This window comes from Leifsonia shinshuensis (assembly GCF_022606355.1).
In the GTDB taxonomy this organism is placed as follows: Bacteria; Actinomycetota; Actinomycetes; order Actinomycetales; family Microbacteriaceae; genus Leifsonia; species Leifsonia shinshuensis_B.
In genome coordinates this window covers 810,399-832,176 of the sequence record NZ_JAHHZQ010000001.1, presented here as the reverse complement: position 1 = coordinate 832,176, position 21,778 = coordinate 810,399, and the positions used below count along the sequence as shown (strand labels likewise).

Sequence of the window (21,778 nt, the reverse complement as noted above, 5' to 3'; positions counted from 1 at the left end):
GTCTCTCCGTCCACTAGGCTGACATTAATACATGCAATGTATGCATTTAGAACGCCAGATGTGGCGTTGTTCTCTGAGGGGGGATCTATGAGCAACATGTCAGCGCGTCCACAGGTCGAAGAGTACGGGCCTTCCCGCCGCTCGCTCGTCGCGGCCGCAGCGTGGTCGCTGCCGGCCATCACCCTGTCGGTGGCCTCGCCGGCGTACGCCTCTTCGCCGCCGGAGGCCCAGCTGGTCGTTCTGTCCGGAGCGGAGGTCCTCGACGGGCCGCAGGACTACACGGTCACTGTCACCGACCAGCGCGGTGGAGCCGCGAGCGGGCAACGGGTCATCCTGATCGCGCCGGACGGCACCCGTTTCGGTGATGCTGCCACGGTGACGGGCCTGACGGACGGGGCGGGGCGCTTCACCGCAACGCTCACTCCAGCGCCGAACGCCATCGCCGGGGACCGCGAGCTGGTGGCCACCTGCGGCGCAGCGACGTCGACCTTCACGCTGTACCTGCCGTCGGAGTCCGTGTCATACGCGGGCTCTCTCGGCACGACGTTCACCGAGCCGCTGAACCTCCTCATGCAAGGGGGCATCCTGCCGGACCGCGCGGCAACCGGACTGTTTCAGTACCGGGTGATGCAGGAACTCGTGACGTCGAACAGCAACTACTGGATGGTCGTCAAACCGGAGACAGGGCAGTGGTACGGCACCGCGACGTGGGAGCGTCTGGAACTCGGCAAGTGGTACACGGGCGGGTACGGGGCATCTCTCTCAGGCACGGCCAGCATCGCCTGGGGTGCGCGTTCGAACACCAGCGGACGCAACGCCCTGGATGTCGCGCTGAGCCCTCGCGTCCCCATCGACACTCCGCTGTCACTCGAGTTCCGGCGACTCACGGGCGCGGAGCAGTCGATCGAGGTTACGGGGGCCATGTACCGGGCGACGAGAGCCGGTCAGTCCCTGCGCTGGTCCCGCGTCCTCGCGATCGTGTAGGCCCCGGAGCTCCGGCCGTCGCAGCGGCGGCCGGAACTCAGCGGGCGGCGAAGGAGAGCACGTCGACCGACACGGTCGTCTCTGCAACCTCGGCGGGCGCCGCATCAGCGTGGCGCGCCGAGGGGCCCATGGCTGTCAGAGCGCGTCGAAGTGCCTCATCGACCGGAAGGGCGTAGGTGACACGTTCGCGCGCGAGAGGGGCGAACAGAGGCGTAGCGGCGGCACTGACGTCGTCGCTCTTGTCTGCGGGGATATCGAGCATCGTCCCCTCCTGACGCAGCGACGCCAGGTGATCCGCACGGGGCACGACGACGACGAGTGTGCCTCCAGGGCGCAGCACCCGATGGAACTCGGCGAGGTTGCGCGGCGCGAACACGTCGACGACGAGATCGACTCCGCCCGAACGGACGGGGAGCGGGCGCCAGGTGTCGGCGACGAGTCCGTCGATGTGCGGCGACGAGCGGACGGCCCGAGTCACGGCGGCGGGGGAGAGATCCAGGGCGAGCGCGGCGGCCCCGGGGGCAGCGGCAAGGAGCGCCCGGAGATAGTAGCCGGTGCCTGCGCCGGCGTCGAGGATGCGCGCGTCCGCCGCCGGCGCCGCCGCGGCGACCAGGCTGTCTGCGATGGGGGAGTAGGTGCCGCGTTCGAGCACGGCGTCCCGGGCATCGAGCATGTCGGCCGTGTCGCCGAGGAACTTGCTGCCTCCGCCGAGGAGCGACACGTAGCCGCGCTTGTTCACATCGTGGCGGTGGCCGGCGTCACAGCCGAGGGTGAGCCGGTCGACCTGCTCGAGGTCGTGGCTGCACACGGGGCAGCGCAGCCAGGAGGCCAGGCGTGTCAGGTCGGCCATCGACGTCCTCTCAGCTGCGGGTGGAGCGGCGAAGGCGCCGGTGCAGAGACTGCACCGGCGCCTTCGGGTGGGGCTGGATGGATCAGTGGTGACCGTGTCCCGACTCGAGCTCTCCGCGGGTCGGCGGAACCAGCCGGTCTTCGAAGAACCAGCGGGACAGGCTCGCGCGCATCCGCGTTCCGGCCGTGATCTTGCCGCGCTTGTTCGGGCGGATCATCAGCGGCTCGTACGCCTCGAAGCTCACCAGGCGCCAGCGCTCGTAGTCGCTGAGCTGCTCGTGCACCTCGATGAACTCGCCACCGGGGAGCTTCACGATGCGGCCGGTCTCGTAACCGTGCAGCGCGACCGAGCGGTCCTTCTTCTGCAGCGCGAGGCAGACGCGCTTGGTGAGGAAGTACGCGACCACCGGGCCGACGAACAGCAGTGCCTGGAGCGTGTGGATCACGCCCTCCATCGTCAGCATGAAGTGCGTCGCGATGATGTCGGACGACGCCGCCGCCCAGAAGACCGCGTAGAACGTCACGCCGGCAGCGCCGATGGCGGTGCGGGTCGCCGCGTTGCGCGGCCGGTCGAGGATGTGGTGCTCGCGCTTGTCGCCCGTGATCCACGCCTCGATGAAGGGGTAGATCATCACGGTCACGATGAAGAGACCGAGGATGGCGACCGGGACGATGATGTTGAACGACCAGGTGCGGTTGAGCCAGACGAACTCCCAGCCCGGTGGAACGAGACGCAGTGCGCCGTCCGCGAAGCCGATGTACCAGTCGGGCTGGGTTCCGGCGGACACGGGGGAGGGATCGTACGGGCCGTAGTTCCAGATCGGGTTGATGGTGAAGAGCGACGCCATGAGGGCGACGACACCGAACACGATGAAGAAGAAGCCGCCGGCCTTCGCCGCGTACACCGGGAGGACCGGGTAGCCGACGACGTTGCCCTGGGTGCGACCGGGCGCGGCGTACTGCGTGTGCTTGTGGACGACCACGAACACCAGGTGCAGTGCGATGAACGCGACCACGAGCGCGGGCAGCAGCAGGATGTGCAGCGTGTACAGGCGCCCGACGATCGCCGTGCCGGGGAACTCGCCGCCGAAGAGGAGGAACGAGATCCACGTGCCGACGACCGGGAGGCCCTTGATGAGGCCGTCGATGATGCGGAGGCCGTTGCCCGAGAGCAGGTCGTCGGGGAGCGAGTAGCCCGTGAAGCCCTCGGCCATCGCGAGGATGAACAGCGTGAAGCCGATCACCCAGTTGAGCTCGCGGGGCTTGCGGAACGCACCGGTGAAGAAGATGCGGAGCATGTGCAGGCCGATCGCGGCCACGAACAGCAGAGCCGCCCAGTGGTGGATCTGGCGCACCAGCAGGCCGCCGCGCACCTCGAACGAGATGTTGAGGGTCGACTCCATCGCCGCGGACATGTGGATGCCCTTGAGCGGGACGTACGAGCCGTTGTAGACGACCTCGGCCATCGACGCCTGGAAGAAGAACGTCAGGAACGTTCCGGTCAGGAGGATGACGATGAAGCTGTAGAGCGCGACCTCACCGAGCAGGAAGGACCAGTGGTCCGGGAAGATCTTGCGACCGAACTCCTTGACCGCGCCGGAGATGCTGGTGCGGTCCTCGATGTAGTTGGCAGCCGCCGCTGTGAAGCCGCCGCTCTTGACCGTGGTTTCTGCCGCAGGAGGTGCGGCGGTCGTGGTGCTCAATGGCGCTCCCAGAAGCTCGGGCCGACGGGCTCGTGGAAGTCGCTGCGAGCGACCAGGTAACCGTCGGCGTCAACGGTGATCGGCAGCTGCGGCAGTGGCCGCTTCGCCGGTCCGAAGATGACCTCTGCCTCGTGCGTGATGTCGAACTGCGACTGGTGGCACGGGCACAGCAGGTGGTGGGTCTGCTGCTCGTAGAGCGCCACAGGGCACCCGACGTGCGTGCAGATCTTGGAGTAGGCGACGATGCCGTCGTAGTTCCAGTTCTCGCGGCCCTTGGACACGTGAAGGTCTTCGGGCTTGAGGCGCATGAGCAGCACGGCCGCCTTGGCCTTCTGCTCGAGCATGTCGGGAGCGTCGATCAGGCCCTCGGGGATGACGTGGAAGGCGCTGCCCAGCGTGACGTCGGACGCCTTGATCGGCGTGCCGGAGGGGTCGCGCGTCAGGCGGATGCCCTTGGCCCACATCGTCTGCGAGAGCAGCTCGGCCGGGTCTTCGCCCTGCGGCGCGAGGCCGCGGAACAGGACGACCGCGGGCAGCGGGAAGGCGATCAGCGCTCCGATGAGGCTGTTGCGCACCAGCGTGCGGCGGTTGAAGCCGGACTCCTGATCGGCCTGGCGGAAGATCTCCGCGGCGCGCTCAGTGGTCTGCTCGGAGCCGCGGACCGGGTGGCGGAGGTCGACGCCCTCCTTCTCGTGCATGAGGGCCTTGCCCCAGTGCACGGCGCCGATGCCGATGGCGAGCAGCGCCAGGGCGATGCCGAGGCCGATGAACAGGTTGTTCAGACGCACGGAGCCCGGGTCGGTGTCGTTGATCGGGAACGCCATGTAGGCGGCGACCGCCCACACGGAGCCCGCGATCGACAGATAGAACAGCGTGTAGACGGTGCGCTCGGCGCGCCGTTCCTTCTTGGGGTCGAGGTCGGTCACCCGGGGGCGGTGCGGCGGGAAACCGGGGTTCTCGACGGCGTCGCGGATGATCACCGCCGTTCCGGGGTCTCCGGTCCGGTGCACGTCGACGGCCGACGAACTGGCTGGCGTCAGCTCGTGACCGCCGTTCTCGTCCTGTGCCATTGTTCTCCTTCTTACGCTGTGCTTCTACAAGTACGACAGAACGGTCAGTTGGACTTCGCCGTGATCCACACGGTCAGGGCGACGATGGCGCCCAGGCCGAAGATCCAGAGGAAGAGTCCCTCGGCGACCGGGCCGAGCGAGCCGAGCTCGAAGCCGCCGGGCGACGGGTTGTTCTGGATGTACTTGAGGTACGTGATGATGTCGGCCTTGCCCTGGGGCGAGATGTTCAGGTCGTTGAACACCGGCATGTTCTGCGGGCCGGTGATCATGGCCTCGTAGATGTGCTTGGCGCTGACGCCGGTCAGCGGCGGGGCGAACTTGCCCTCGGTGAGCGCTCCACCCGCACCGGCGACGTTGTGACACATCGCGCAGTTGATGCGGAAGAGCTCGGCGCCGGCGGCGGCGTCGCCCTTGCCGTCGAGGAACTTCTGCTCGGGGACGGAGGGGCCGGGAGCCAGCGACGCGACGTAGGCGGCGAGGGCCGCGACGTCGGCGTCGGAGAACTGCACCGGCTTCTGCTCCGCCTGCGGCCCCTGCATCTGCATGGGCATGCGACCGGTGCCGACCTGGAAGTCGACGGCGGCGGCGCCGACGCCGATCAGGGTCGGCGCGTTGACCGTGCCCTGTGCGTCCATGCCGTGGCAGGTGGCGCAGTTGGCCTGGAAGAGCTTCTCGCCCTTGTCGATCTGGGACTGCGACGACGCTTGCACCGAAGGGGTGTCGGCCGACGCCGTCGTGGTGGTGAACGCGGCGTACGCTCCGCCGGTGAGGCCGAGGCCGATGGCGAGCAGGGCGACGGTGGCGAGCGGGTGGCGGCGACCGGTCTTGCGCGCTGCGGTGGTGCGGCCGGGGGCCGTGGCGCGGGACTTCTGGGTGCCGGGAACGCGGGGACGCATGAGGTGGGGTCAGCTCCTGTTGATCTATCGGATGATGTAGATGACCGCGAACAGTCCGATCCACACGACGTCGACGAAGTGCCAGTAGTACGACACGACGATGGCGCTCGTGGCCTCTTTGTGGCCGAAGGTCTTGACCGCGAAAGCGCGGCCGATGACGAGCAGGAAGGCGATGAGGCCGCCGGTGACGTGCAGGGCGTGGAAGCCGGTCGTCAGATAGAAGGCGGAGCCGTAGGCGTTGGAGTCGAACGCGATGCCCTCGGAGACGAGCGTGGCGTACTCGAGCACCTGACCGGAGACGAAGATGGCGCCCATGATGTACGAGAGGGCGAACCACTCGACCATGCCCCACTTCCAGAACTGGAACAGGCCGCCGCTGCGCCGCGGCTGGAGGCGCTCGGCGGCGAACACGCCCATCTGGCAGGTCACGGAGCTGAGCACCAGGATCGTGGTGTTCACGGCCGCGTACGGGATGTTCAAGTGCGCCGTCTCGGCGGTCCACAGCGCGCCCGACGTCGACTTGAGCGTGAAGTAGATCGCGAAGAGACCCGCGAAGAACATCACCTCGGAGCCGAGCCAGACGATCGTGCCGACGGCCACGACATTGGGCCGGTTGATCGCCGGCGCACTCGTTGCAGGGGAAATGGAGGTGCTCGTCACAAAACCCATTATGGCTGAAAAGAAGCCGTGGTTTTCTCACCTGAAAGGCACGAATTCACCTCGATTCGGGTGAGGGCCGCCTTACACCTGGTACAAAGCCCCTGCTCCCCGTGGCGTGTCGCCTCCCAATAGGATCGCTGTATGACGGAAATGCAGTCCTGGTCGTCCGTGCTCACCACGCTCCTCGCCCGCGAGGACCTGAGTGTGGCGGACGCGGCCTGGGCCATGGATCAGGTCATGGCGGGCGAGGCCACCGAGGCCCAGCTGGCGGCGTTCCTGATCGCACTGCGGGCGAAGGGCGAGACCGTCGACGAGATCGTCGGCTTCCGCGACGCCATCCTCGACCACGCCGTCCCGCTGCCCGTCGACCCGATGGCGCTCGACATCGTCGGGACAGGCGGCGACCGCTTCGGCACCGTCAACGTCTCGACCACCGCGGCCATCGTCGCCGCCGCCGCAGGCGTGCCCGTGATCAAGCACGGCAACAGGGCGGCCAGCTCGTCGTCGGGATCCTCCGATGTGCTGGCGGCGCTCGGGATCGACCTGACGCTGCCGCCCGAGCGGGTGGCCGACGTGCTGCGCCGAACGGGGATCACCTTCGCTTTCGCCAGCGCGTTCCACCCCGGTTTCGCCAATGCCGGCCCCGTGCGCTCGCAGCTCGGCGTCCCGACAGTCTTCAACTTCCTGGGGCCGCTGTGCAATCCGGCCCGCCCCGAGGCGTCGGCGGTCGGCGTCGCGACGCTCGACCGCATCCCGCTGATCGTCGGCGTGTTCCAGACCCGCGGCGCGACCGCGCTGGTCTTCCGCGGCGACGACGGACTCGACGAACTGTCGACCACCGGCCACAGCCACGTCTGGGAGGTCTCGAGGGGCCTCGTCACCGAGCACGACATCGATCCGCGCGATCTGGGCATCCCGCGCGCACGGATCGACGACCTGCTCGGAAAGGACGCCGCGTACAACGCGGCTGTCGTGCGTGCCGTGCTCGCGGGCCAGGAGGGCCCCGTGCGCGACATCGTGTTGCTCAACGCGGCGGCAGGGCTCGTGTCGTACGAGCTCGCGTCCGACCCGTCGAGGGTCCAGGAGTCCATCCTGGATCGGTTCCGTTCGCACATGGAGGTCGCCGCCCGTGCGATCGACTCCGGGGCCGCGGCCGCGAAGCTCGACGAGTGGGTGGCGGCTACGCACTGATGTAGCAAGCACCGACAGCAAGTGGAAGGAAGGGTTTTCAATGAAGAAGCTCATCAACGACGTACCCGACGTCGTGGCGGAGTCCCTGGCGGGCTTCGGCCGAGCTCACGCGGACATCGTCTCGGTGTCGCAGGACCCCCGCTTCGTCTCCCGGGCCGACGGCCCGGTGCGCGGCAAGGTCGGCCTGGTCAGCGGCGGCGGCAGCGGTCATGAGCCGCTCCACGCCGGATTCGTGGGGAAGGGCATGCTGGATGCAGCCGTGCCGGGCGAGGTCTTCACCTCGCCGACCCCGATGCCGATCGTGGAGGCCACCAAGGCCGCTGACGGCGGCGCGGGCGTCCTCCACATCGTGAAGAACTACACGGGCGACGTGCTGAACTTCGAGACGGCCGCCGACCTGGTGGGCGCCGAGGGCATCACGGTGCGCGCCGTCGTCACCAACGACGACGTCGCGGTGCAGGACTCGCTCTACACGGCGGGGCGACGCGGTGTCGCCGGCACCGTGCTCGTCGAGAAGATCGCCGGGGCCGCGGCCGACCGCGGCGACGACCTCGACGCCGTGACCGCGATCGCCGAGAAGGTCAACGCCAACGTGCGCTCGATCGGTCTCGCCCTGACCGACGGAACCGTCCCGCACGCGGGCGAGCCCGGATTCGTGCTCCCCGAGGACGAGATCGAGTTCGGCGTCGGCATCCACGGCGAGCCGGGTCGCGAACGCATCAAGATCGAGCCGGCCGACCGGCTGGTCGACCGGATGATGGACGCGATCCTCAGCGATCTGCCGTTCTCGTCGGGCGACACGGTGCTGCTGTTCGTCAACGGGATGGGCGGCACACCGCTGTCGGAGCTCTACATCCTGTTCCGGCGCGCGGCGGAGATCCTCGACGAGAAGGGCATCGTGCTCGGTCGGTCGCTGGTCGGCAGCTACGTCACCTCGCTGGAGATGCAGGGCGCCTCCATCTCGGTGCTGAAGCTGGACGACGAGCTCACCGCCCTGTGGGACGCCCCGGTGCACACCGCAGCGCTCCGCTGGGGCGTCTGAGGGGGCCCGCGGGCATCAGCAGGCAGAACGACACAGACGACGCGAGGAAGGGAACGCTGATGGCGTTGGACACGAACTGGGTCTCGTCCTGGATCTCGGCTGCGGCGGAGGCCGTGACCGAGCACAAAGGCGAGCTGAACACGCTCGACCGGGAGATCGGCGACGGCGATCACGGCGAGAACATGGACCGCGGCCTCCGCGCCTCCGTGGACGCGCTGGCGAAGCTGCCGGGCGACGCGACGCCGTCCGCGGCGCTGCGCTCGATCGCGATGACCCTGATCTCCACGGTCGGTGGAGCCTCCGGCCCCCTCTACGGCACCGCCTTCCTCAAGGCGGCGGAGCCGGTGGGGGACGCCGAGACGATCGACGCGGAGACCCTCGTGGCGCTCCTGGCGGCGGCTCGCGACGGCATCGTGTCCCGCGGCAAGGCGGAACCGGGCGACAAGACCATGATCGACGCCTGGACCCCCGCGGTGGAGGCGGCCTCGGCCGCACTCGCCGCGGGGGCCGACCCCGCGGCCGTCCTCTCCGCCGCGGCCGATGCCGCCGAGAAGGGATCGGACGCGACCATCCCGCTCGTGGCCCGCAAGGGCCGCGCCAGCTACCTGGGTGAGCGTTCCGCCGGCCATCGCGACCCGGGAGCGCAGTCGACGGCCCTGATCCTCCGGGCCGCTGCCGGAGCAGCCGGATGAGTGGGACGGTCGGGATCGTCTTCGTCTCGCACAGCTCGCAGCTCGCCGCCGGTGTCGTCGCCCTCGCCGGGCAGATGGCGCCGTCGGTGCCGCTGCTGGCCGCAGGCGGGACGGACGACGACGGGATCGGCACGAGCTTCGGCAAGGTCATGACCGCGGTCGGCGAGGCCGACCAAGGCGCGGGCGTCGTGGTCGTGAGCGACCTCGGCTCCGCCCTGCTGACGGCCGAGACGGTGCTGGACCTGCTGCCCGACGACGAGCGCGCGCGCGTTCGCGTGGTCGACGGCCCGTTCGTCGAGGGCGGTGTCGCCGCAGCGGTGGCGGCGGAGACCGGAGCCGACCTGGAGGGCGTCGCCGCCGCCGTCGAGGGCGCACGGTCGGCGTGGGGAGGCGCGGAGCAGTCCCCGGCGCCCGAGGCCGACCCCGGCACGCCGACGGCCGAGCCGCGCGACGACGGAGGCAGGCGAGGCGACAGCGGCTACGAGCGCGAGGTGCTGGTGCGCAACCCGCAAGGACTGCACGCGCGCCCGGCGGCCGAGTTCGTGAAGCTGGCGAACACCTTCCCGGTGAAGGTGACGGTCAACGGGAAGGATGCCAAGAGCCTCCTAGGCGTGATGTCACTCGGCTTGACCGCCGGCTCGACCGCCTCGATCGCATCTCCGGACGACGAGGGCGAAGCCGCCGTCGATGCGCTGGTCGAGCTTGTCGAGAGCGGGTTCGGCGAGGTCTGAGCGCCACGCACGCCGGCTAGAGCTCGACCGCCATCTCGAGTTCGAGCGCGGTCCGGTCCAGCGGGTACGGCTGCGTGCGGCCGGTGAAGGTGAAGCCGTGTCGCTCGTAGTAGCGGATCGCCGGCAGGTTGTGCTCGTGCACCTCCAGCAGCAGCCGCCCGGAGCGCAGCCGCGCCCAGCCGACGACCGCGTCGAGAAGAGCGTCCGCGACGCCGTGCGCGGGGCCGCGCCGCGACGGCGTCACGTAGACGCCGACCAGGTGCGGATCCGGCGAGCCCGTGGCGTGGAAGCCGCCCATGGTGCCGAGCCAGCGTCCGTCGTCGGTGACGGCGCAGAACAACCGGCTGGTGGACGACCCGTTCGCCGCGCGGCGTCGCCAGTGCTCCTCCGGGTGCGCGTGAGCAGCCTCCAGCGTCTCGAGGAACGCGATCGGCGTGTCCTCGAGCATCTCCAGCCGGATCGCCCGGTAGGCGCGCCAGTCGGCCTCCACGGCCGGACGGACCTCCCAGGCTCGACCGGCCCCGGGAGGATCGGTCGCGTCGCGCCGGTGCGCGGCCACGTCAGTTCCGCTCGGCCAGCAGCGCCTCGGTCTCGGCGAGCAGGATCGCCGTGCACAGGCCGTCGAGGGCCTCGCGCAGCTCGGTCAGCGGAGGGAAGGTGGGCGCGATGCGGATGTTCGCGTCCCGCGGGTCCTCACCGTATGGGAAGGTCGCGCCCGCGGGCGTGACCGCGATCCCGGCCTCCTTGGCCAGCTGCACGGCGCGCTTGGCGCAGCCGTCGAGCACGTCGAGGCTGACGAAGTAGCCGCCGAGCGGAGCGTTCCACGCACCGGCGCCCCACGGCTCCAGGCGGGCGCGGAAGGTCTCGTCGACCGCGGCGAACTTCGGCGCGAGGATGGCGCGGTGCTTCTCCATGTGCGCGGCCAGGCCGTCGGCGTCGCGCAGCAACTGGACGTGGCGCAGCTGGTTCAGCTTGTCGGGGCCGATGCTCTGCGCGGCCGAGTTGCGCTGGAACCAGGCGATGTTCGCCTCGGAGGCGCCGATGAACGCGACTCCGGCACCCGGGTAGGTGACCTTGGACGTGGAGGCGAAGATCAGCGGGCGGTCGGGGTTGCCCGCCTCGGCGGCCAGCGCCAGGACGTCGATCGGCTCCGGCCGTTCGTCGGAGAGGTGATGCACGACGTACGCGTTGTCCCAGAACAGGCGGAAGTCGGCAGCGGCGGGCAACGAGACGAGCGCGCGGGCGACCTCCTCGCTGTAGACCGCGCCGGTGGGGTTGGAGTACACCGGCACGCACCACATGCCCTTGATGCTGTCGTCGGTCGCGAGCAGCGTCTCGATGATCGCGATGTCGGGGCCGTCGTCGTTCATCGGCACCGCGATCATGCGGATGCCGAAGCGCTCGCAGATCGTGAAGTGGCGGTCGTAGCCCGGCACCGGCGCCAGGAACGAGATCGGCTGGCGGCCCCACGGGAGGTCGCCGCCGGGGACACCGTGCAGCAGCGCCTGCGCGACGGTGTCGTGCATGACCGTCAGGCTGGAGTTGCCGAGCGCGAGAAGCTGCGCCGGCGGCACGCGCAGCGCGTCGGCGAAGATCGCCCGCAGCTCCGGGAGGCCGTTCGGGCCTCCGTAGTTGCGCAGGTCGGTTCCCGCGGCGTCGCGGAACGCGCCGTCGGGCAGGTGCAGCAGGTCGTCGGAGAGGTCGAGCTGCTCGGCGGACGGCTTGCCACGGGTGATGTCGAGCGCGAGGCCACGGGCCGCGAGGGCGTCGTAGGCGCGCGCGAACTCCGCGTGGGCGGCGCGCAGCGCTTCGGTGTCGAGGTCGGCGAGGGGAGCGGGAGCGGTGGTCACAATCCGATCGTACCGGCGCGCTGGCGCGCTCGCCCGGCCGTGGCGTGCGAACATCCAGACTGTGACGGACGAACTGAAGCGCGGCCGGGGCCGCACCCGCGTGAAGCTGTATCTGTCCCTGGCCGTCGGGGTGGTCGTAGCGGTCGCGGCCTCCTTCTTCGACGTCGTGCACCACGCGGTCATCGCCGGCTGGGCGATGGCGTGCCTGGTGTACGTCGTCTGGGTCTGGTCGGCCATCTGGCGCATGGGTGCGGCGGACACCAAGAGCCACGCGACGCTGGAGGATCCCGGTCGCAGGACGGTGGATCTCGTCCTGATCATCGCGGCCTTGGCCAGTGTGATCGCGGTCGTCTGGGTGCTGGTCGACGCGCGCAGCCTGAAGGGCGGCGCGCAGATCGGGGTGGCGTTGCTCGCCATCGTGAGCGTCGCGCTGTCGTGGTTGCTCGTCCACACGCTCTACACGTTGCGCTACGCGCGCATCTACTACCGGCGGGACGGCGGCGTGGACTTCAACCAGGACGACCCGCCGCGGTACAGCGACTTCGCGTACCTGGCGTTCACGCTGGGGATGACGTTCCAAGTGTCCGACACGAACATCACGAGTTCGTATCTGCGTCGCACGATCCTGGGCCACACACTGCTGTCGTATGTGTTCGGCACGGTGATCGTCGCCGCGACCGTCAACCTGGTGGCCGGTCTCACCTGAGGTAGCGGATGAACCGGTAGCGCAGTCCGCTCGCGGCCTGAAGCCACTGTCCTCGCTCGCCATGCCATTCCGGCCCGAGCGCGGGCGCGACGGTGTCGCCGGCCACGTCGAGGTCGATCTCGGTGACCTCCACACGGTCGGCCAGCGGCAGCGCCTGCCCGTAGAGCTCTGCGCCGCCGATCACCCAGACGGTCGAGCCGTCGTGGCCGCTCAGCGCGTCCTGGAGGGAGTGGACGACCGTCGCACCTGGCGCGTCGAAGTCCTGCTGGCGCGTCACGACGATGTTGGCCCGGCCGGGCAACGGCCGGAAGCGCTCGGGGAGGGACTCCCACGTGCGGCGGCCCATCACGACCGGGTCGGCTCCGGTCTGCTCGCGGAAGTGCTTCAGGTCCTCCGGAAGGTGCCACGGCATCACACCGCCCGCGCCGATGACCCGGTCGTGGGCCTCGGCCCAGATGAGAGCGAGGCTCATACCGCGACGGCCGCGCGGATCGCCGGGTGGTGCTGGTAGCCCTCGATCACGAAGTCCTCGAACCGGTAGTCGAAAATGCTCTCCGGGGTGCGCGCGAACCGTAGTGTCGGCGCGGGATACGGGTCGCGCGTGAGCTGCTCGGTGACCTGTTCGACGTGGTTGTCGTAGATGTGGCAGTCGCCGCCCGTCCAGACGAACTCGCCGGGCTCCAGCCCCACCTGCTGCGCGACCATCAGTGTGAGCAGGGCGTAGCTGGCGATGTTGAAGGGGACGCCGAGGAACAGGTCGGCGCTGCGCTGGTAGAGCTGGCACGAAAGCCGTCCGTCGGCGACGTAGAACTGGAAGAACGCGTGACAGGGGGCGAGTGCCATGTCCGGGATGTCGGCGACGTTCCACGCGGAGACGATGATGCGCCGGGAGTCGGGGTCGCGGCGCAGGGTGTCGATGACCTGCTGGATCTGGTCGATGTGGGTTCCGTCGGGCGCCGGCCACGACCGCCACTGGACGCCGTAGACCGGGCCGAGCTCGCCGCGCTCGTCTGCCCACTCGTCCCAGATCGTCACACCGTTGTCGCGCAGCCAGCCCACGTTGCTCTCGCCGCGCAGGAACCACAGCAGCTCGTAGGCGATCGACTTGAAGTGGACGCGCTTGGTGGTGATCAGGGGGAAACCCTCTGCGAGGTCGAACCGCAGCTGGCGACCGAACACGCTGCGCGTGCCCGTCCCTGTGCGGTCGGACTTGTGGCTGCCGTTCGCGAGGACGTCGCGCAGCAGGTCTTCGTACGGAGTCGGGATCGGCGTGCTCATCGAGACGATGGTACTTCGCCCGGGGCGCGGATGACCCCTGACCCGCCCGACCTTCCCGTCGTGGGCGTCGAGCATGGCGGATGGCGTTGTTGACCCCTGACCTGGAGGATGTTCCCGTCGTAGGCTTCGAGCATGGCCGATGGCGTTGTTGACCCCTGACCTGGAGGATGTTCCCGTCGTAGGCTTCGAGCATGGCCGATGGCGTTGATGGGGAGGGCGTCGCCGAGCCGGACCGCAGGATCCGCCACAGCGACGACGAGCTGGCCGACGCCCTGCAGGCCGAGGTGGATCGCGTCACTGCAGCGGTCCCGATCATCGCGGGGCCGACGGTGGTGCGGCCCGACGCCGCCGCGCTCAGCGACGACGAGGTCACCGCCATCGTGGACGCCGACCTGAGGATCCACGATACGACCGCGGCGATCGCGCACCTGCAGTCGGTGCTGGACGCCAGGGCGGCGACCTCATCCATCCCGGTGGTCGGGACGGAGGAGCGGGTGCGGGAGGCCGAGCCGCGCGCCGCAGAGGTCACCGCGGCTCCCGTTGCCGGCACGCCCGTCGCTGAAACGCCCGTTGCGGACAAGCCGGTTGCCGACGAGCCCGACGCGGACTCGGGCGCCGACGACGAGGACGAGGACGAGGATGACTGGGCCGGCCCGCCGACGCAGCTGATCAGCTTCGACGACCTCCCTGTGCGGAAGCGGGACACGGGACCGCAGCCGACCTACAGCGCGTGGGTCGGCGCGGCCGTTCCGCAGCCGAAACCGACGCCGCCGAAACCGCCGCCGCCTCCCGCACCCCCGGCAGCGGTCGCGGAGGACGTCTCACCCCCGAAGTTCCCCGCTGTCGCTATGGAGTCGCCCGCGGCCGGCCGGGAGTCCGAGCCCCCCGCCGACACGTCGACTCCCGCGCGGGTCGAGCCGCTCGGGCTCGTCCCCGAGGAGTTCGCTCCGCGCGACTCCCAGCCCGTCCCGCTGATCTCGGACGTCCTGCCCTCCGCGCCGGTGGTCGTTCTGCTCGCGGCGCAGGAGCCGCTGGTCGCCCACGACCTCGGTGCGACGACGGCCAGGCCCGACCACATCGACGGGGATGTCGCCGACGACGCCGACGACGTGCGGGCCGGCGCTCCCACACCGGTGGCGACGCCGCGCCTGCCCGACGGCTCCGTGCTCTTCGGTGCGCCTCCGGCGCAGCCCCCGCCGTTCGTGCCGGAGACGGCCGACCTGGAGCCGACCCCGCTGGAGCAGCGGGCCGGGCGGGCGTCCCGGCTGTTCTGGCTGTGGTTCGCCGGCACGTCCTCGCTCATCAGCATCGGCGTCGGCGCAACGCTGTTCCTGCTCGGGCTCAGCCTCCGGCAGCTGCTCGTGGCCACACTCGTCGGCGTCGCGCTGTCGTTCCTCCCGCTGGGATTGGGCACCCTGGCCGGCAAGTGGAGCGGGCAGCCGACGATGGTCGTCTCCCGTGCCGCTTTCGGTCTGCTCGGCAACGCCGTGCCGACCGCGCTCGCCCTCGTGACCAAGGTGTTCTGGGGGGCGGTGCTGCTGTGGCTGGCTGCGGCGGCGACCGGGTCCGTCGCCATCGCCGGCGGCTGGTCGCAGCTCGGCGTCGGGCCGACGACGTTCGCGCTCCTGGTCACCGTGGCCGTCGCCGGGGTCGTCGCCTACTTCGGCTACGGGCTGCTCGCGCGCGTGCAGCTGGTGCTGACGATCGCGTCCGCGGTGCTGATCGTCGTGATGATCGCCGCCACCTGGCGGCACGTCGACCTGACGCGCGCGCTCGGCGTGCCCGATGCTGTCTGGACGCACGTCGTCACGGGAGCCGTGCTGGTCTTCAGCTATGTCGGCCTGGCCTGGGCGATGAGCAGCGCAGAGGTCGCACGCTATCAGCGCCCGAAGTCGTCCGGCGCGGCCGGCATGCTGTGGGCGACCTTCGGAGCCGGTGTGCCGCCGTTCGTCCTGGTCTCCTACGGCGGACTGCTCGCCGCCTCCGATCCGTCGCTGGCCGCCGACATCGCGCGCGATCCGGTCGCCGGGCTCACCCGTCTCGGGCTGCCGGCCTGGTATCCGGTGCCGCTGCTGCTCGCGGTCGGTCTCAGCCTGATCTCGGCGCTCGTGCTGACCATGTACTCGGGAGGCTTCACCCTGGATGCGCTCGGCGTCCGGCTCGGGAGGCGGTGGAGCACCGTGATCGTGGCGGGCGCCATCGCCGTCGCCGGGGTCGCGCTGACGCTCACGGTGCGCGACCTCGACGATGTCGTGCGCGGCGTCCCCACCACCCTCGCCGTCCCGGTGGCGGCCTGGGCGGGGCTGTTCACCGGGGAGATGATGCTGCGCACCCGCAGGTTCCACCAGCCGTCGCTGCTGACCCGCGGTGGCGTGTACCCGGACTGGCGCTGGCCCAACCTCGCAATGCTGGTCGTCGCCAGCGCGCTGGGACTCGGCTTCGTGAGCTCGTCGCTGCCGTGGCTCGCGTGGGAGGGCTATCTCTTCCGGACGCTGGGCGTCGACCCGCACGCGGGGATCGGCGCGAGCAACGTGGGCGTCGTGATCGCGCTCGCCGTGGGGCTGCTCACGCCGATGGTGTCGGGCATCCCTGCGGTGCGCCGCCAGGAGCGGGCGCAGGCGTAGCGGCGGCGTCGGCAACGGAGGAGCCGGTCGCGGGCGGCCCTCCGATCACCTCCGCCGGCTGCGGCGCGACGGCGTGTCGAGTCGGATCCCCTCCGTTGCCGACGAGCCCCCGGCGGCGGCGATCACGTAGGCTCTAGAGCGTGCCGCACACTCTCCGTTCCGTCTGCGACGTCGTCGAAGCGCTCTGGCCGATCGCCGGCGCGGAGGGGTGGGATGCGCCCGGCCTGATCTCAGGCGACCCCGATGCTCCGATCGACCGCATCCTCCTCACCGTGGACGCCGTCGCCGCGACGGTCGACGAAGCCGTCGGCCTCGACGCCGACCTCCTGATCGCGCACCACCCGCTGCTCCTGCGCGGCGTGACCTCCATCGCAGAAGATCGATACAAGGGTGCGCTGCTGGCGACGCTGATCCGCGCCGACTGCGCCCTCATCGCCGCGCACACCAACGCCGACGTCGTGGCCGACGGCACGAGTGCGGTATTGGCGGCGGCCCTCGGCCTCACCGACACTGCACCGATCACCCCGGCAGCCGACGGCGTCACCGGGATCGGGCGGGTCGGCACGCTCGCCGAGCCCCTGACCCTCGGCGCCCTCGCGCGCGTCCTCGCCGATCTGCTTCCCCCCACCGCGGGCGGCGTGCGCGCGGCGGGCGACTATCACCAGCCGGTCTCGCGCGTCGCCGTGTGCGGCGGCGCGGGCGACTCGCTGCTCGCGACGGAGGCGGTCCGCGGGGCCGACGTCTACATCACGGCCGACCTGCGGCACCATCCCGCCTCCGAGGCGCGCGAGCAGGCCGTGCTCGGCGGCGGCCCGGCGCTCCTCGACGTCTCGCACTGGGCGAGCGAATGGCTGTGGCTCGACACGGCGGCGGAGTCCCTGCGCGCGGCGCTGCCGGGCGTGGAGGTCACCGTCAGCGAGCTGCGCACCGACCCGTGGGATTTCGCCATCCTGCAGTGAGCCTCCATCAGCGACGATGAGCACAGCACCGAATACGACAGCAGAGAGCAGACCACTGTGAAAGCCAGCCCCTCCGACCAGAACGAGCTCCTGAGGCTGCAGGCCGCCGACACGCGCCTCAGCCAGCTCGACCACGCCGTCAGGAACCTCCCGCAGGCCGCAGAGCTCGCCGCCCTGCAACCGGAGCTCGACGCCCTCCGCGCGCGTTGGATCGCTGCGACCGGCGAGGTCGAGGACGCCCGTTCCGAGCTCAAGCGCGTCGAGTCGGACGTCGAGCTCGTGGAGGCCCGCAAGCGCCGCGACACCGAGCGCGTGCAGCAGACCTCGTCGATGAAGGACGTGCAGGCGCTCGAGGCCGAGCTCGCCGCCCTCGACAAACGGCAGAACGACCTCGAGGAGATCGAGCTCACGGTCATGGAGCGGGTGGAGGGTCTCGAGAGCGCGCTGGCGGCCATCGACGCCGAGCGCTCGGAGCTCGAGGCCCGCGTGCAGACCTTGCAGGCAGCGCGCGACGCGGAGGCCGGCACCGTCGGCACGCAGCGCGACGCCCTCGCCCGCGACCGCGCCACCATCGCCGGGGCGCTGCCGGAAGATCTGGTCGCCCTGTACGAGCGCCAGCGCGCCCGCTACGGTCTGGGCGCCGCCCTCCTGTTGCGCGGCGTGTCCATGGGGTCGAACGTCAAGCTCACGGAGTCCGACCTCGCCGAGATCCGACGTGCCGCGGACGATGACGTCGTGCTGTGCCCGGACAGCGGCGCCATCCTGATCCGCAACGAGGAGTCCGGCCTCTGACCGAGGCCCGGCCGCGGGGCCGCCCCACAGCCGTGCTGCGCTAGGGTGGAGCCCGGAACGGGACGGCCAGACGGTCGCGTCGGTCCGCGCGAGCGGGCCGCCGAGGAACGTCCGGGCTCCGCAGAGCAGGGTGGTGGGCAACACCCACCCGGGGTGACCCGCGAGAAAGTGCAACAGAGAGCAGACCGCCTCGCACGCGAGTGCGCGGTAAGGGTGAAACGGTGGTGTAAGAGACCACCAGCGGCCGGGGTGACCCGGCCGGCTGGGTAAACCTCGCCTGGAGCAAGGTCAGACAGGGGACTATGAGGTGGCTCGCCTCGTCCCCGGGTAGACCGCTAGAGGGCGGCGGCGACGTCGTCCCGAGAGAGATGGCCGTCCGCGGCGCGCGAGCGTCGTGACAGAACCCGGCGTATCGGCCGTCCCGTTCCCTTCACACTCCGCCGAGGGGCACGTAGGCGTCCTCAAAACGCCGTTTTGAGGACGCCTACGTGCCCCTCGCTGCTCACTCGGGGTCGGGGGAGAAGCGGTAGCCCATGCCGGTCTCCGTGAGGAGGTAGCGGGGGGCGGAGGGCACCGGCTCGAGCTTCTTGCGCAGCTGCGCCAGGTAGAGCCGCAGGTAGCCGGTGTCGTTCGTGTACTGCGGACCCCAGACCTGCGTGAGCAGCGACTGCCGGGTGACCAGCCTGCGCGGGTTGCGCAGCAGCACCTCCAGGATCGCCCACTCCGTCGGCGTCAGTCGCACCGGGCTCTCGCCGTCGGGACCGCGCTTGAGCACCTGGTGCGCGGCGAGGTCGACCGTGATGTCGCCGAACCGCACGGCCGGCTCGTCGGCAGAGCTCGCCTGCCGGCGGGTGAGGGCGCGGATGCGTGCGAGCAGCTCGTCCGCGGCGAACGGCTTCGTCACGTAGTCGTCGGCGCCGGCGTCGAGAGCGTCCACTTTGTCGACGGAGCCCGTGCGCCCGGAGACGACGAGGATCGGCACCGACGACCAGCCGCGCAGCCCCTCGATGACCTCGATGCCGTTCAGCTCCGGCATCCCGAGGTCGAGCATCACCAGGTCGGGATGGTGTTCGACCGCCTGCGACAGCGCTTCGGCGCCGTTCTTCGCGGTGATGACCTCGTAGCCGCGGGCACCGAGCAGGATGCGCAGCGCCCGCAGGATCTGCTGGTCGTCGTCGGCGATCAGGATCCTCATCGCTGTCCTTCCGTCCGGTCGGTGGCCGCGGGGAGCGAGACCACCATCGTGAGGCCGCCTCCCGGGGTGTCCTCGGCTTCCAGCGTGCCGCCCATCCCCTCGGTGAAGCCTTTCGAGAGCGCGAGTCCGAGCCCGATCCCGGCGTCGTTGTCCGTGTCGCCGAGCCGCTGGAACGGCTGGAAGACGGCCTCGCGGCGCTCGCCCGGGATGCCGGGCCCGTGATCGATGACCCGCAGCTGCACCGTGCCGCCGAACTCGCTGGCCGCGATCACCGGAGGGCGGTCGCGCGGCGAGAAGCGCAGGGCGTTGCCGAGCAGGTTCACCAGCACGCGCTGCAGGAGGACGCCGTCTGCGAGCACGGGAGGAACGCCGTCGGGCAGGTCGAGCGCGACCTCCGCCGGGCCGAGCCCGAGCTCGTCCAGGGCGGGAGGGATGACGTCGTCGATCTCGGTCGGAGCGATCGACACCCCCAGGACGCCGGCCTCCACCCGGCTCACGTCGAGCAGATTGGTGACGAGGGTCGCGAGACCGTGGAGGCTGTCCTCCGCGGTCTCCAGGAGCGCCTCCCGGTCGGCGTCGCTGAGGACGAGGTCGGTCTGACGCAGTGTCGTCACGGCAGCGGTGGCGGCCGCGAGCGGGCGGCGGAGGTCGTGCCCGACGGCTGCGAGGAGCGCGCTGCGCACCCGGTCGGTCTCGGCGAGCGGCCCGAGCTCGCTCGCGGTCGCGGCGAGCTCCCTGTGCTCGAGCGCCGCGTCGAGCTGCGCGACGATGGCGGCGAGCAGCCGGCGGTCGGCCGCCTCCAGATCGCGCCCGGACAGCTCCAGCATGCCGCGGTCGCCGACGGGGATCCGCTGTGTGTGGGCGGGGTCGGCGGGCTCGCCGTCGGTGGAGACCACCTCGTCGCCGTCGAACAGGCGCACGCCGGTCAGCCCGAACGCCTCGCGGGTGCGGGTCACGAGCGCCTGCAGCGCGTCCTCGCCGCGGATCACGCCGCCGGCGACCGTCGCGAGCAGCTCGGCCTCCGCCGCGGCGCGTTTCGCGGCCCGGGTGCGGCGGGCGGCCTGGTCGACGACGAGGCTGACCAGAGCGGCGATGACCAGGTAGAGCACGAGCGCCAGCAGGTGGAGGGGTTCGGCGATGGTGATCGTGTAGAGCGGAGCAACGAAGAAGTAGTCGAGCGTGAGCCCGGAGAGCAGCGCAGCGAAGAGCGCAGGCCAGATCCCGCCGACCAGGGCGACGATCACGACGAGCAGCTGGTAGCTGAGCACGTCGGCGGTCATCGATTCGCCCGAGCGCATGGTGACCAGCAGCAGGGTGAGCAGCGGTCCGCCGACCAGCGCGAGCAGGAAGCCGTAGACACGTCGCCGCACGGTGAGCCCGCCGCGCGGCCGGGGAAGCGAGAAGCGGCCGCCCGCCCGCGAGTGCGACACGATGTGCACGTCGATGTCGCCGGACTCCCGGATCACGGTCGACCCGATGCCCGGCCCGGTCAACAGGGCGGCGAGCCGGCTGCGACGCGAGACGCCGATCACCAGCTGAGTCGCGTTCTCGCCGCGCGCGAAATCGACGAGCGCCCGCGGGATGTCGCTGCCGACCACCTGGTGATAGCTCCCGCCGAGCTGTTCGACGAGGGCGCGTTGCGCGGCGAGAGCGCCGGGCGCCGCGTCGCGGAGCCCGTCCTGGCTGGTGATGTGGACCGCGAGCAGCTCCCCGCCTGCCGAGCGCGCGGCGATCCGCGCGCCCCGGCGCAGCAGCGTCTCGCCCTCCTGACCGCCGGTGAGGGCGACCACCACGCGTTCGCGTGCCTCCCACTTTCCGGCGATGCCGTGCTCCGCGCGGTATCTCTGCAGCGCGCTGTCGACCTCGTCGGCCAGCCAGAGCAGGGCGAGCTCGCGCAGGGCGGTCAGGTTGCCGAGCCGGAAGTAGTTCGACAGCGCGGCGTCCACCCGTGCGGCCGGGTAGACGACGCCCTCGGCGAGCCGGTCGCGCAGCGCCTGCGGTGCGAGGTCGACGACCTCGATCTGGTCGGCGCGGCGCAGCACGGCGTCCGGGATGGTCTCGCGCTGCTGCACGCCGGTGATCTGCTCGACCACGTCGTTCAGCGACTCGATGTGCTGGATGTTCACGGTCGACATCACGTCGATGCCGGCGGCGAGCATCGCCTCCACGTCCTCCCAGCGCTTCTGGTTCTGCAGGCCGGGGGCGTTGGTGTGCGCGAGCTCGTCCACCAGGGCGAGCTGGGGCCGGCGGGCGAGCACGGCGTCGAGGTCGAGTTCGGTGAGCTCGATCCCACGGTGCTCGACCGCCCGGCGCGGCACGACCTCCAGCCCCTCGAGCAGGGCAGCGGTCGCGGCTCGACCGTGGGTCTCCACGACCGCGACCACCACATCCTTGCCGAGGGCTTTCAGCCGCTTGCCCTCTTCGAGCATGGCGTAGGTCTTGCCGACGCCGGGAGCCGCGCCGAGCATGACCCTGAGATGACCACGGGCCATGTCACTGACACCCCATCGCTCGTTACCTGCTCTCTGTGACCTCGCTTCGGCGCGTCGCCGCGGC

General features: G+C 70.6%; 20 protein-coding genes and 1 other RNA gene. 10 read left to right on the top strand and 11 right to left on the bottom strand.

Translation table 11 applies throughout. From position 1 onward, the window contains the following. Positions 1-87: 87 nt before the first annotated feature. On the top strand, positions 88-984 hold the full coding sequence (locus KNO15_RS03950) for an Ig-like domain-containing protein (RefSeq protein WP_241702136.1): 897 nt from the start codon (positions 88-90) through the stop codon (positions 982-984). A 37-nt stretch (positions 985-1,021) separates the two neighbouring features. On the opposite strand, the gene KNO15_RS03945 is transcribed toward KNO15_RS03950, so the two are convergent. The 5 genes from KNO15_RS03945 to ctaE form a co-directional block, all read right to left on the bottom strand. Continuing rightward, the gene (locus tag KNO15_RS03945) at positions 1,022-1,834 is read right to left on the bottom strand and encodes a methyltransferase domain-containing protein (RefSeq protein ID WP_241702135.1); all 813 of its coding nucleotides are present in this window, start codon (positions 1,832-1,834) and stop codon (positions 1,022-1,024) included. An 82-nt stretch (positions 1,835-1,916) separates the two neighbouring features. Further along, positions 1,917-3,536: a cytochrome bc1 complex cytochrome b subunit gene (qcrB, locus tag KNO15_RS03940; RefSeq protein WP_241702134.1), complete on the bottom strand. Its 1,620-nt coding sequence runs from the start codon at positions 3,534-3,536 to the stop codon at positions 1,917-1,919. Then, complete coding sequence (gene qcrA / locus KNO15_RS03935) at positions 3,533-4,606, bottom strand: cytochrome bc1 complex Rieske iron-sulfur subunit (RefSeq protein ID WP_241702133.1); 1,074 nt, start codon at positions 4,604-4,606, stop codon at positions 3,533-3,535. The genes qcrB and qcrA overlap by 4 nt, the downstream gene beginning before the upstream one ends. Before the next feature lie 44 nt (positions 4,607-4,650). Next, the gene (gene qcrC, locus KNO15_RS03930) at positions 4,651-5,502 is read right to left on the bottom strand and encodes a cytochrome bc1 complex diheme cytochrome c subunit (RefSeq protein WP_241702132.1); all 852 of its coding nucleotides are present in this window, start codon (positions 5,500-5,502) and stop codon (positions 4,651-4,653) included. A gap of 24 nt (positions 5,503-5,526) precedes the next feature. Further along, on the bottom strand, positions 5,527-6,171 hold the full coding sequence (gene ctaE, locus KNO15_RS03925) for an aa3-type cytochrome oxidase subunit III (RefSeq protein WP_241702131.1): 645 nt from the start codon (positions 6,169-6,171) through the stop codon (positions 5,527-5,529). A 132-nt stretch (positions 6,172-6,303) separates the two neighbouring features. Here ctaE and trpD point away from each other — a divergent pair, with 132 nt between their 5' ends. The 4 genes from trpD to dhaM are packed head-to-tail and all read left to right on the top strand — an operon-like array spanning position 6,304 to position 9,818. After that, entirely contained in the window at positions 6,304-7,353 is a 1,050-nt protein-coding gene (trpD, locus tag KNO15_RS03920; RefSeq protein WP_241702130.1) for an anthranilate phosphoribosyltransferase, read from the top strand. 40 nt (positions 7,354-7,393) lie between these two features. Continuing rightward, positions 7,394-8,395 carry a dihydroxyacetone kinase subunit DhaK gene (gene dhaK, locus KNO15_RS03915; RefSeq protein ID WP_241702129.1) on the top strand — a complete coding sequence of 334 codons (1,002 nt, stop codon included), beginning with the start codon at positions 7,394-7,396 and terminating at the stop codon, positions 8,393-8,395. 59 nt (positions 8,396-8,454) lie between these two features. Beyond that, complete coding sequence (gene dhaL / locus KNO15_RS03910; protein ID WP_241702128.1) at positions 8,455-9,087, top strand: dihydroxyacetone kinase subunit DhaL; 633 nt, start codon at positions 8,455-8,457, stop codon at positions 9,085-9,087. Then, the gene (gene dhaM / locus KNO15_RS03905; protein ID WP_241702127.1) at positions 9,084-9,818 is read left to right on the top strand and encodes a dihydroxyacetone kinase phosphoryl donor subunit DhaM; all 735 of its coding nucleotides are present in this window, start codon (positions 9,084-9,086) and stop codon (positions 9,816-9,818) included. Before dhaL ends, dhaM begins: the two co-directional genes overlap by 4 nt. A gap of 16 nt (positions 9,819-9,834) precedes the next feature. Here the strand turns inward: dhaM and KNO15_RS03900 are convergent, their stop codons facing one another. Together KNO15_RS03900 and KNO15_RS03895 are read right to left on the bottom strand one after the other, a co-directional pair. Then, on the bottom strand, positions 9,835-10,377 hold the full coding sequence (locus tag KNO15_RS03900) for a GNAT family N-acetyltransferase (RefSeq protein WP_241702126.1): 543 nt from the start codon (positions 10,375-10,377) through the stop codon (positions 9,835-9,837). A 1-nt stretch (position 10,378) separates the two neighbouring features. After that, a complete protein-coding gene (locus KNO15_RS03895; protein WP_241702125.1) occupies positions 10,379-11,668 on the bottom strand; it encodes an aminotransferase class I/II-fold pyridoxal phosphate-dependent enzyme in 1,290 nt (429 codons plus the stop codon). Between the two features lie 61 nt (positions 11,669-11,729). On the opposite strand from KNO15_RS03895, the gene KNO15_RS03890 reads away from it, so the two are divergent. Then, on the top strand, positions 11,730-12,374 hold the full coding sequence (locus KNO15_RS03890) for a DUF1345 domain-containing protein (protein WP_241702124.1): 645 nt from the start codon (positions 11,730-11,732) through the stop codon (positions 12,372-12,374). Here the strand turns inward: KNO15_RS03890 and KNO15_RS03885 are convergent. Together KNO15_RS03885 and KNO15_RS03880 are read right to left on the bottom strand one after the other, a co-directional pair. Beyond that, complete coding sequence (locus KNO15_RS03885) at positions 12,367-12,846, bottom strand: dihydrofolate reductase (RefSeq protein ID WP_241702123.1); 480 nt, start codon at positions 12,844-12,846, stop codon at positions 12,367-12,369. The genes KNO15_RS03890 and KNO15_RS03885 overlap by 8 nt on opposite strands. Beyond that, complete coding sequence (locus KNO15_RS03880; protein WP_241702122.1) at positions 12,843-13,652, bottom strand: thymidylate synthase; 810 nt, start codon at positions 13,650-13,652, stop codon at positions 12,843-12,845. The genes KNO15_RS03885 and KNO15_RS03880 overlap by 4 nt, the downstream gene beginning before the upstream one ends. Before the next feature lie 191 nt (positions 13,653-13,843). Between KNO15_RS03880 and KNO15_RS03875 the strand changes: the two genes are divergently transcribed. The 4 genes from KNO15_RS03875 to rnpB all read left to right on the top strand — a co-directional run bounded on the left by KNO15_RS03875 (position 13,844) and on the right by rnpB (position 18,455). After that, positions 13,844-16,276 (top strand): purine-cytosine permease family protein, encoded by a 2,433-nt coding sequence (locus tag KNO15_RS03875; protein ID WP_241702121.1) that lies wholly within the window; start codon positions 13,844-13,846, stop codon positions 16,274-16,276. 140 nt (positions 16,277-16,416) lie between these two features. Then, a complete protein-coding gene (locus tag KNO15_RS03870) occupies positions 16,417-17,235 on the top strand; it encodes a Nif3-like dinuclear metal center hexameric protein (protein WP_241702120.1) in 819 nt (272 codons plus the stop codon). Positions 17,236-17,292: 57 nt separating this feature from the next. Continuing rightward, positions 17,293-18,027, top strand: coding sequence for a zinc ribbon domain-containing protein (locus tag KNO15_RS03865; RefSeq protein WP_241702119.1), 735 nt, complete (start codon positions 17,293-17,295; stop codon positions 18,025-18,027). 58 nt (positions 18,028-18,085) lie between these two features. Then, positions 18,086-18,455: RNase P RNA component class A (rnpB, locus tag KNO15_RS03860), an RNA gene on the top strand. A gap of 74 nt (positions 18,456-18,529) precedes the next feature. Here the strand turns inward: rnpB and KNO15_RS03855 are convergent. Next, a complete protein-coding gene (locus KNO15_RS03855) occupies positions 18,530-19,222 on the bottom strand; it encodes a response regulator (RefSeq protein ID WP_241702118.1) in 693 nt (230 codons plus the stop codon). After that, positions 19,219-21,714, bottom strand: a complete 2,496-nt coding sequence (locus KNO15_RS03850; RefSeq protein ID WP_241702117.1) for a DUF4118 domain-containing protein — start codon at positions 21,712-21,714, stop codon at positions 19,219-19,221. The genes KNO15_RS03855 and KNO15_RS03850 overlap by 4 nt, the downstream gene beginning before the upstream one ends. Positions 21,715-21,778: the final 64 nt, after the last annotated feature.